Here is a 9,848-nt window from a genome sequence, read left to right as displayed (position 1 = left end):
TCCAGTCACAATTGTATAAAATCAATTCCCGCACGATCGCTCGTGCCCGTAATCCCTAGGGTATTCTTTGGATTTCTCTTAACGCTATTTATATATCATGATGGAGACCCACAATCCCCTGCCCGTGTAGGGATGATGAGCTGTCTGGCTTTAAGTTTTTTGGTCTTTCTTGTGGGGTAATGATATGGACTCTTTCCCTTTTTAATCGTACCCTGCGAGTTGCCTGCCTCTCTAGCTACTTCGTTATAATATGGTAATTTAGATTGTCTGAGGGGGCCCCATGGAAAAAATCAAGTGGTTTTTAGGGGCACTTGCTTTTCTTTTTTGCTCTGCTTTCGCGCAAACCCAAACAATAATGGATTTTGTCGTTGGCATTAATAGGCACACTGCCAAAATTTGTACTCAAGAAATTGAAAAATCCAGTTGCAAGCTAAAAGATTTATTCACCAATTATAAACTTTGTGTTCATGAGGTATTGGTGCTGCATCCACAGTGCAGGAGGCAGTCTCTTACGTTTTTCAACTACACGGGGGAGGTATTTTTAAATACGCTCTTAAATAAAAACATTGATGTCATCCTATCTGATTATGCTTATATTGCGGACAAAGGAACGGGCTACTTTCTGGTAACCCATTCGGGTCAATTTATTGCACTCCCTTTACTCATTACTAAAAACAATTAAAAATAATGCCCAATTATATGAGATAATTGAGAAAAAATACCCTCATGTAAATGCGTGGCAATACTCGATTTTCCCGAGGAAATAAAATTTCCAGGAAATGCTTACCGTCTCCTTTTCACTCAACAATTAAAAGATGGCTGTAATGCCTGCACACTTGCCGGCACAGTCAAAGTGGCTTATGATTTTTCTGACGGGGGAAGCATTTTGATGGAATTAAAGTGCTTAAATTAAGTCTACAAAAAGTATGAGCAATAATTCTCGCCATTATTCTGCGATCGATAAGGCTATTTTGCAAGGTCAAGCGATGTTAGAAACGCTTTTCGGAAAGCCGGTGGTGCAGCGTGAAAATCCTGCTAAAGACCTGAGTCAGCCTGCTCTCACTTCTGCTGAAAAAAAACAAAGTATTGGTTTTATGCGTGTGAATCACAGTGGTGAAGTTTGCGCTCAAGCGCTTTATCATGGACAAGTGGCTATGGCAAAAAATCCAGCAGTTCGTGCGCTGTTTACTACAGTGGCCGAAGAAGAAACAGACCATTTAGCGTGGTGCCAAGAACGACTCAAGGAATTAGGGGGGCATACTAGTTATTTAAACGCTTTTTGGTATATGAATTCCTTTCTCATCGGGTTATTAGCAGGGCTGTCAGGCGATCCATTAAGTTTAGGGTTCGCTGAAGAAACTGAAAAACAGGTGGAAATCCATTTGGCCGACCATTTACGCAAAATACCCTCAAGCGACCTAAAAAGTCGGAAAATTGTGGAATATATGCAGCAAGATGAAATCCAACATGGACTGAACGCGAGATCCAGCGGCCGCAAAGAATTGCCTTACGCGATAAAAAAATTAATGGCTTTTCACGCAAAGGTGATGACCACGTTGGCTTATTGGATTTAGAAAATTCTTTAAAAGCCGATAAGCGTGCTGCGTTAACACGGATTCAGGGTGAAACTGTACACCTTCTAATGAATAATGTGCATGCCGAATTCCCATAATTTCTTGATTTGGGTTTGTCCGTGCTGTTATTTCAAATTCTGTAGACAAGGATTTACGCTCGACAATTAAAGAATGATAGCGCGTGGCTACAAACGAATCATTAACCCCTTGAAAACGCCTTTTCCACTGTGATGGATGATTCGAGTTTTTCTATGCATTATTTTCCGCTAACACAATTTTAGCACCAAGAGCCTGCGCAATCGCTTGATGGCCTAAACAAATTCCTAAGAGTGTGGAATTTTTCCAAAAAATGCTTTGATCATGGGTAAAGTAATCCCCGCCTCTTCAGGGCGCCCAGGGTCGGGAGAAATAACAATCTGATCTGGGTTCAATGCAGCGATATCAGCTAATGAAATTCTATCATTAAAATAAATCGATACTGAAGCACCTAATTCTTCAAAGTATCGCGTGTAAGGTTGTGGGTGAAAGAATCATAATTATCGATCACTAATAGCATGGCGCATTTCTTTCAGTTTTTCTTCATAGTTCGATGAATGAAACAAACCGGAACCCACCACAAAAAAATCCGCGCCCGCCCGAGAAACATCTGCAATATTATTAATTTTAATCCCACCATCAATACCCAGAAATGCTTTACTTTGCAGATTATCCAATAGCTGCCTTGTCACGGCGATTTTTTCCAAGCTTTCCGGCATAAATGATTGACCGGCGAAACCAGAATTGACGGACATTAACAAAACTAAATCTATTTTCATCAAAAACGAAGTGAATAAAGATAAAGATTTTTCAGGATTGAAGGCCATCCCCACTTGCATGCCGGCTTTCTTGATACGGGCTATGGTGTCTTCCACATCTTTTACGGTTTCAGGATGAAAGGTAATTAAATTAGCGCCGGCTTCTAGAAAGGATTTTATGAATTCATTCGGATTTTTCACCATTAGATGTACATCAATAGGTGCTGCAATTTTTGCATCACGAAGCGCTTTACAAACTAGCGCACCAAAACTTAAATTAGGAACAAAATGGTGATCCATAACGTCGAAATGAATATTGTCAGCCCCCGCTTGGATTACGTCTTTCACTTCTTCTCCTAATCGAGAAAAATCAGCGGATAAAATCGATGCGGAAATAATTTTTTTATTCATGTTACTTGCCATAATCTCGTATCGTTAAGCCATGCTTCGCGCCTTACGAATTTATTCGTAAGCTTTTTTAATTTGTTGGGTTTTTTGAGTCGCCATTTTCATCATTTCCGGGGGTAATCCTTTTGCCATCAATTTATCAGGGTGGTGTTGACTCATCAAGCGATGATAGTATTTTTTGATTTCAAAATCCGTTGCGGCAGACGTTAAACCCAATATTTTGTAAGCATCATTCAAATAGGCGCGAGGATCTTGGGTTTCCTACTGGCTGATAGCGTTGATAATTTTGTTCGGCGCGAAACCGCTGCTCGAATTGATTGTAGCCAAACTCAAACAAGCCAAGCCGTTGACAAATAGTTTGCAATACCTGTCGTTTTTGACCACTCAATCCTTGACTGTCCACCGAAGCCATTTGAATTTGGATTTCTAAAATACCCCAAAGAGCGCGGGCTGAAAAACGCAAGCCCGTCTTAATTTGTTTAATGATTCATCAAGGTTGAAGTTGGGCTGTTTGCCCTCAGTAAATAAACGAATGGCTTTGCGTTCTTCTCATGCTATCATTCAAATTCATTTGTTGCATGACTTGACGTGCTTGACGAATTTCGTTTTCAGAAACACGACATCGGCTTTCGCGACGAAACCCATAACACGAAAAGTGGTATTGAAAAATACTTCTTGAATTTTAGACGGTTGAGATCGCGCGGATACAGTCGTTGAAACCACTGTCGAAATCTACCTTGATCGAAGACAACATGATCAATAAACAAACCAATAATTAAGACCAACCGGACATGCCAAGATGAAGCCAAACATTCATACCAATCAGTTTACAAATCCAGTTCATTACTGTATCGCATTATAATCACCAAAGAGGAACTAACCATGTCTTACAATCCAAGCGAACTTAATCAGATCACCCCGCCTATCAATCCTTTGAATTCTTTTGAAAAATTGTTTTTCCAACATCAAGTTGATATTGAATCGTGGTTTCGTAAGCAATGGCTCAAAACACCACCGCCATTCTATACTTCCGTTGATTTACGTAATGCAGGATTCAAAATAGCACCCGTTGATACCAATCTATTTCCTGCCGGTTTTAATAACCTTAACTATGACTATATGCCTCTTTACATCCAAGCTGTGCAAGCCACTATAGCGGAGATTTGCCCGGATGTCACACGCTTACTCTTAGTTCCCGAAAATCATTCTCGCAATATTTATTATTTGGAAAGCTTGGGCGCATTGACTGAAATCTTGAAAAAAGCGGGCCTTGAGGTCCGGATCGGCTCTTTAGACGAATCCCAGAAAGAGCCGAGAATACATGAGTTATCTTCGGGGCGGCAATTATTGATCGAACCCCTGCTACGCAAAGGGGACCAGGTGGGTGTGAAGGATTTCTTTCCTTGTTGCGTCATACTCAATAACGATCTGTCCGGCTCTATCCCTGATGTTTTCCAAAATATTAACCAATGGATTATGCCTGCGCCGCAGCTTGGCTGGGCAATGCGGTTGAAATCTGGCCATTTCAGCGCCTACGCCGAGGTGGCAGAAGAGTTTGCTGCCATGATCGATATTGATCCATGGTTGATCAGCCCGCTTTTTGACCAATGTCCTACGGTCAATTTCCTAAAAAAAGAAGGTGAAGAGTGTTTGGTCAAACGGGCTCAAGGGATATTGCGAGCAATTAAGAAAAAATATGATCAATACTACATTGAAGAAGATCCTTTTCTGGCTGTTAAAGCCGATGCTGGGACTTACGGCATGGCTGTTATGATGATCCAGGAGGCAGAAACGCTGCGCCACCTCAACCGCAAACAGCGCACGCAAATGTCCACTTCCAAGGGCGGGGTATCTGTGACAAAAGCCATCGTGCAAGAAGGTGTTTATACGTTTGAAACGACGGAAGAAAGTAATGCCGTTGCAGAGCCCGTGGTTTATTTATTTGAGCGACACGTGATCGGCGGGTTTTACCGCATTCACAGGGGTCGCGGTCCCAATGAAAATCTAAATTCGCCTGGCATGGACTTTATTCCGATGGCTTTCGATTTTGCCTGCAATGCACCCTCTTTCTCTGATAATAATAAATCGCTTAATCGATTTTACATTTACGGTGTCATTGCGCGCTTGGCTGCATTAGCGACAGCTCGCGAATTGCTTCTATGTAAAGGGAGCAAAAGTTGAAAGTAAATTTTAAAAAAAGAAATCTCTGGCACTTGCGGCCGAGATTTTTAAAAAGGCAATATTAATATGAACTTAAAAGTCGGTGTTTTGATGGGCCCCATTGCGAATATCGCCATTCATAAGGACACCACTTTTGCCATGCTGTTGGCGCTGCAAGCGCGTCAACACGAGGTTTATTACTTAGAACCCGCCGATATTTTTCTGCGAAATGGCAAAATTCTAGGTTCAATGCGACGTCTTCAAGTGGCGGATGACCCTTCCCAGTGGTTTAATCTTAGTGAAAGCGAGATTAAACCACTCAGCGCGCTGAACGTGTTACTCATGCGAAAAGATCCACCATTTAATATGTCTTACGTTTATTTAACTTATTTACTTGAATTTGCTGAAAAACAAGGTTTGTTCGTGGCGAATAAACCAACGAGCTTACGAGATGCTAATGAAAAATTGTTTACGGGATGGTTTCCACATTGCACGCCAAAAACGCTGGTCACTTCGCAAAAAGCGGTATTACAGGAATTTATTCGTGAGCAGAAAGAAGTTGTCATTAAAACATTAGGCGCGATGGGGGGGGAATCGGTTTTTTATTTAACCGTGAATGATCCAAATATTCCGGTCGTTATTGAAACCATGACGGCGAATGGTCATCAACTAGTCATGGCGCAGCGATTTATTCCCGAAATTAAATCCGGCGATAAACGGATTATTTTAGTTGATGGCGAACCGATTCCTTACACGCTTGCACGCATCCCACCTGAGGGTGACTTTCGCGGTAATTTAGCACGCGGCGCAAAAGGCGAGGGACGCGAACTGACGGATCGCGACCGCTGGATTTGCGAGCAAGTGGGTCCAACACTGCGGAAAAAAGGTCTCTGGTTTGTCGGACTGGATATCATCGGCGATTATTTAACCGAAATTAATGTTACGAGTCCAACAGGTGTTCGCGAGTTGCAAGCACAATTTGATGTTGACATCGCAGGTCAGTTCATCGCTTTCCTAGAAGCCAAATACGCCAAAGGCAGCTACCGACATTGAGTAGGGACCTTTTGGATCTTTGCGGCATATTTGCCCCAGACTTAAGTGGGACTATTCAGCGCCAGGACAATAATGATAATAATGTTTTCCGCAGGTTATCTCCTTCAAATCGGGTGATATTGTGGAATTTGACCCTAAGTTAAAGCTTGTCCCCGAAAGACACAAGCATTTGCTCGAAGTCGAGTCCAGTGCGCAACCGGTGGGACAATTTTAGCCAAAACTTAGTGAACTAAACCCAGTACTACAAGCAAGCCAATCAATCAAAGCAGAACCTTTATTTTTTATGAATCACGGAAAACTCCTCTCCATTGAGCATTACCATTATTATTGTAACCCTTAGAGGATCGTTTTTGCACTTTAAGGGGCGAGATGTTCTCCCAAATGCGAACCAATTTAGTTTTAAAATACGATGGATGATACACTGGCTATTACCTATTCCATCCCAGCTCGCCTTTCCGAGGCAGAAAAATTGGCTTTTCAAATGAAATTGCCGCTGGTTTCATTAAATTCGACCGACTATTCATTTTTACTCGTATTCACTTCCGCTTACCTTGAAGTGCGTTCCACGGGTACTAAGGCGCCAGGCCCACTTTACATCGATTTCCTTAAAGGGGTAACAGCACATCGACGGTTATTTGACGGCGGACGTTCGCAATTAATCGCTCGAGCTGTCGGGTTAAAATCACGTCCCCATCCTACGATTTTAGACTTAACGGGGCCGGTTTAGGCCGCGATGCTTTTGTGTTGGCCAATCTCGGTTGTGACGTTTTGATGGTCGAACGCAATTCCGTTATTGCTCTTTTGCTAGAAGATGGATTAGAACGCGCGAAATCGGTTGAATGGTTTAAATACTTAAAATTAGAATTAATTGAAACCGACGAACAAATTTATTTAGCCACACTAAAAAAGCAATTTGATGTGATTTATACCGACCCAATGTATCATCATCATCTCATAAGGAAAAAAATCAGCTTTGGTAAAAAAGAAATGCGCATCTTACGACACCTAGTCGGCGCCGACCACGATGCACCGCAATTATTGACGCTTGCTTTAAAAAAACAAAGTACCGTGTCGTTATTAAACCAACGCCCATCAAACCCATTGCCTGGCCTCGCCCCCGATGTCGTTTACGAAGGAAAAAAGCAGCTACTTTGATGTTTATCTTTTAAAATCGGGCTCTTAAAATTTAAAAAAATTAAACAGTCGCGAAAAGGAAATAAAATAAATTGAACAATTACTTCTATTTTTTTATTAAAATTTTTAGTAATAAAAAAACCAATTTTTGGTTTATAAGTTTCGATAAAAAATCTAAAAGAGCGGCTGATAATAGGTTTTGTCATCGTTTTGAATTTTACTTCGATAGGAATAATACAGTTTTCGTTTTTATACAATAAAAAATCAACTTCAGCTCCATTCTGGATGTGTCAAAAATGAATAATGAAATCATAAAAATGTTGCTCTTTAAATTTAAACTATTCTTGAAAAATGGCACTTTGTATTAGAAGTCCAATGTCTTATCTGCCATCAAGCGATGTCAACAAATTCCGTAATGATTGGTTTCTAATGATTGGTTTCTAAATCAATTATCAATAAAATAAAAATAGGATTTCTAGTAATTTCCTCCTCTCGCTTATTTCCAACATAGGGTGTAATTCAAGCAATTGTATAAGTATTTCTTAAAATAAAAAGATAATTTTGGATGCTAGAAGCTAAAACTTGGCAGTCGGTGGCTAACTGGTTGTAATTGACTAATTGCTCCGAACTATGAGCAATTAAAGTAGTGAATTTTTACATTGTATCGGGGGTTACTAATTTTTTAAGACCTCTATAATGTCTTTTTTTAATGTAATCTTGATAAATCTGCCGCAATAAAATGGATTTTTCTGAAGCTTTTACGATGGCGGGATAACAATTATAGATTAACTGCGACTCATCCACCTTACCAATTTCTTGATAGCTTAAGGGTAAGACCAACGCTTCCAGATGACGCCCGTTTAGGCATTCTTGTACTTTACTTTTCATTTCTAATTGAGAAGAGGGGGTGTCAATCATTTTAATAGCCAATTTCAAATCGGCACACGCTTTTAACAATAACCCAGGATTTTCTAAACGTTGAACTTCATTAATTTAGGATAATCGGTCATTCTAAATGAAGTTCGTCCACTGCTTCTTTGATAAAAAATCGCAATGTTAAATATAGTATAGGAGGTTATTAAAATGCTGAGCTTTGATAAGCGCTTGTGAAAGATTTTTTTCTAGGGTTGTTTTTTCCGCTTGACAAGGGCCTATCAAAATAAGTTATTAAGTTATCCTATTCTGGTAAGAGCAATTTTTCTGTCTGGAGGTGTGCGATATACCCATTCTTAAATATGGAAGGGGTCGGGTTTTTAAGCCAAGGGTTGGATTGGTGGATCAGTTCAACCAATTCATCTTTCATAATTTAACCAGGGTAATATTTAGTTAGACTTATTTTAACTTGTTTAAATTAAGTTTATAGTCTTTATTTTAATTGAGGAGTGTTGCGGTCAGTCAGGCAGCGAAGGAAGAACCGCAGCCGCACGTGGTTTTGGCGTTTGGGTTACGGATGACGAATTGAGCGCTACTGACGTCTTCACGGTAATCAATTTCGGCACCTTGAAGGTATTGAAGACTCAAAGGGTCCACCAATAATTTTACTAAGACTATCTGGCCCGTACTCCCTTCATCACCATCTTCTTCCAATTGCTTTTCGATGACGAAATCGTCGGAATTGATAGCTTCATCGAAGGTAAACCCGTATTGGAAGCCTGAACATCCGCCACCGGTGATGAAAACTCGTAAATTCAAGTGAGGGTTGTTTTCTTCGCCGATTAAGCTCTTCACCTTGCGGGCGGCTGCCTCGGTTAACACTAAGGTAGGTGGTTTTTGCGACAGTGCATTCATAACTAAATTATCTATTTATTGCACAAGAAAGTCAATCCGGGGTTACAATAAACCCAAATCTCTCCCGCGAAGCGAGAAGGGCTGTGGTTACTTGTAGACGAAGAAAACAATGAACATTGTCACCATCAATTCAGAAAATCAAGCCGTTTTACGTTTTATATAAAGTAGCAGCCGAGGTAGAAATACCCCTTACAAAGGCGACTAAAGAAAAAATAGAGGCTATGGGCGTATTTTATAAATCCTTTCAGGAAAAGCAGGTTTTGCGACGCTCCAAGTTGGGTTTCAGAAAGAATTATTTTAGTAGAGCAACATTTATTATTTGATACAACGATTGTTGAGGAGATGGACGGACCCACCATATTAGCAATCCGAGCTGGAGACCAATTAGTGATAAAAAAGAATGGGACGTCGAAGGTTGCCTTTCTGTCCTCAGGAAGGTCGGTGTGGTTGAGCGCTATGTGTATGTGGAATTAACAGCTTGGTTATATCATTCACGGAATCATTCTCTAAAATAAGGCGCGAATACCATCGCGAGTATTCGAGTGTTTTATGGCAACATGAAATTGATCACTTAGAGGGGAAAATCCACGCGGATAAAGCGAAGTTAAATAAAAAGGATTTCTTCGCTTTTCGACAACATTTAATCGGAAATAGAAAAATTCAAAGTGGGGTGACGCTCTTTGATCTGGGGCCTTTAATTCATGATAGTGCCGTTAAGGGGGAAATCTCATCATGAGTTGGATACCGGCCCTTCATCTCATCTTCGTTGTCTATTGGTTTGTAGGCCTTTTTTATTTGCCGCGACTCTAATACGATTTTTTTGATAATGAGAAAGTCATTAATTTCGGTGGTAATCGAGATTATAACAAAATCCGGCTTACTCAATTAAACCGACGCGATATCATCCGGATACTAGCAGCTAAAATTTATTATTTTG

General features: G+C 40.5%; 6 protein-coding genes and 7 pseudogenes. 7 read left to right on the top strand and 6 right to left on the bottom strand.

Annotated features, from left to right (window positions below; genetic code table 11):
- Positions 1-280 precede the first annotated feature (280 nt).
- Both FIV31_RS05970 and coq7 read left to right on the top strand, forming a co-directional pair.
- A pseudogene (locus FIV31_RS05970) lies at positions 281-930 on the top strand (hypothetical protein).
- Positions 927-1,574: a 2-polyprenyl-3-methyl-6-methoxy-1,4-benzoquinone monooxygenase gene (coq7, locus tag FIV31_RS05965; protein WP_280124135.1), complete on the top strand. Its 648-nt coding sequence runs from the start codon at positions 927-929 to the stop codon at positions 1,572-1,574. Before FIV31_RS05970 ends, coq7 begins: the two are co-directional and overlap by 4 nt.
- Here coq7 and FIV31_RS05960 read toward each other — a convergent pair.
- The 4 genes and pseudogenes from FIV31_RS05960 to djlA form a co-directional block, all read right to left on the bottom strand.
- Positions 1,524-1,874 (bottom strand): annotated as a pseudogene (locus FIV31_RS05960) (glutamine amidotransferase-related protein). The gene coq7 and the pseudogene FIV31_RS05960 overlap by 51 nt on opposite strands.
- Before the next feature lie 23 nt (positions 1,875-1,897).
- Positions 1,898-2,029: a glutamine amidotransferase-related protein gene (locus tag FIV31_RS05955; protein ID WP_280124137.1), complete on the bottom strand. Its 132-nt coding sequence runs from the start codon at positions 2,027-2,029 to the stop codon at positions 1,898-1,900.
- An 81-nt stretch (positions 2,030-2,110) separates the two neighbouring features.
- Entirely contained in the window at positions 2,111-2,791 is a 681-nt protein-coding gene (rpe, locus tag FIV31_RS05950; protein WP_280124134.1) for a ribulose-phosphate 3-epimerase, read from the bottom strand.
- A 39-nt stretch (positions 2,792-2,830) separates the two neighbouring features.
- A pseudogene (gene djlA / locus FIV31_RS05945) lies at positions 2,831-3,620 on the bottom strand (co-chaperone DjlA).
- Between the two features lie 38 nt (positions 3,621-3,658).
- Here djlA and gshA point away from each other — a divergent pair.
- From gshA to FIV31_RS05930, 3 genes and pseudogenes are all read left to right on the top strand, one after another.
- Positions 3,659-4,970, top strand: a pseudogene (gene gshA, locus FIV31_RS05940) (glutamate--cysteine ligase).
- A gap of 53 nt (positions 4,971-5,023) precedes the next feature.
- Entirely contained in the window at positions 5,024-5,989 is a 966-nt protein-coding gene (gene gshB, locus FIV31_RS05935) for a glutathione synthase (RefSeq protein ID WP_280124132.1), read from the top strand.
- Positions 5,990-6,398: 409 nt separating this feature from the next.
- Positions 6,399-7,172, top strand: a pseudogene (locus tag FIV31_RS05930) (class I SAM-dependent methyltransferase).
- Here the strand turns inward: FIV31_RS05930 and FIV31_RS05925 are convergent.
- A pseudogene (locus FIV31_RS05925) lies at positions 7,169-8,426 on the bottom strand (ATP-binding protein). The pseudogenes FIV31_RS05930 and FIV31_RS05925 sit on opposite strands and share 4 nt — an antisense overlap.
- Before the next feature lie 92 nt (positions 8,427-8,518).
- The gene (erpA, locus tag FIV31_RS05920) at positions 8,519-8,926 is read right to left on the bottom strand and encodes an iron-sulfur cluster insertion protein ErpA (RefSeq protein ID WP_280124136.1); all 408 of its coding nucleotides are present in this window, start codon (positions 8,924-8,926) and stop codon (positions 8,519-8,521) included.
- Positions 8,927-9,020: 94 nt separating this feature from the next.
- Between erpA and FIV31_RS05915 the strand changes: the two are divergent.
- Both FIV31_RS05915 and FIV31_RS05905 read left to right on the top strand, forming a co-directional pair.
- Positions 9,021-9,647 (top strand): annotated as a pseudogene (locus tag FIV31_RS05915) (peptide deformylase).
- 101 nt (positions 9,648-9,748) lie between these two features.
- Positions 9,749-9,848: hypothetical protein (locus FIV31_RS05905; protein ID WP_280123803.1), on the top strand; the 100-nt coding region annotated here is incomplete at its 3' end.

The sequence above is a fragment of the Coxiella endosymbiont of Ornithodoros amblus genome, assembly GCF_019425495.1.
In the GTDB taxonomy this organism is placed as follows: Bacteria; Pseudomonadota; Gammaproteobacteria; order Coxiellales; family Coxiellaceae; genus Coxiella.
This window is presented reverse-complemented; position numbering and strand designations above follow the sequence as displayed.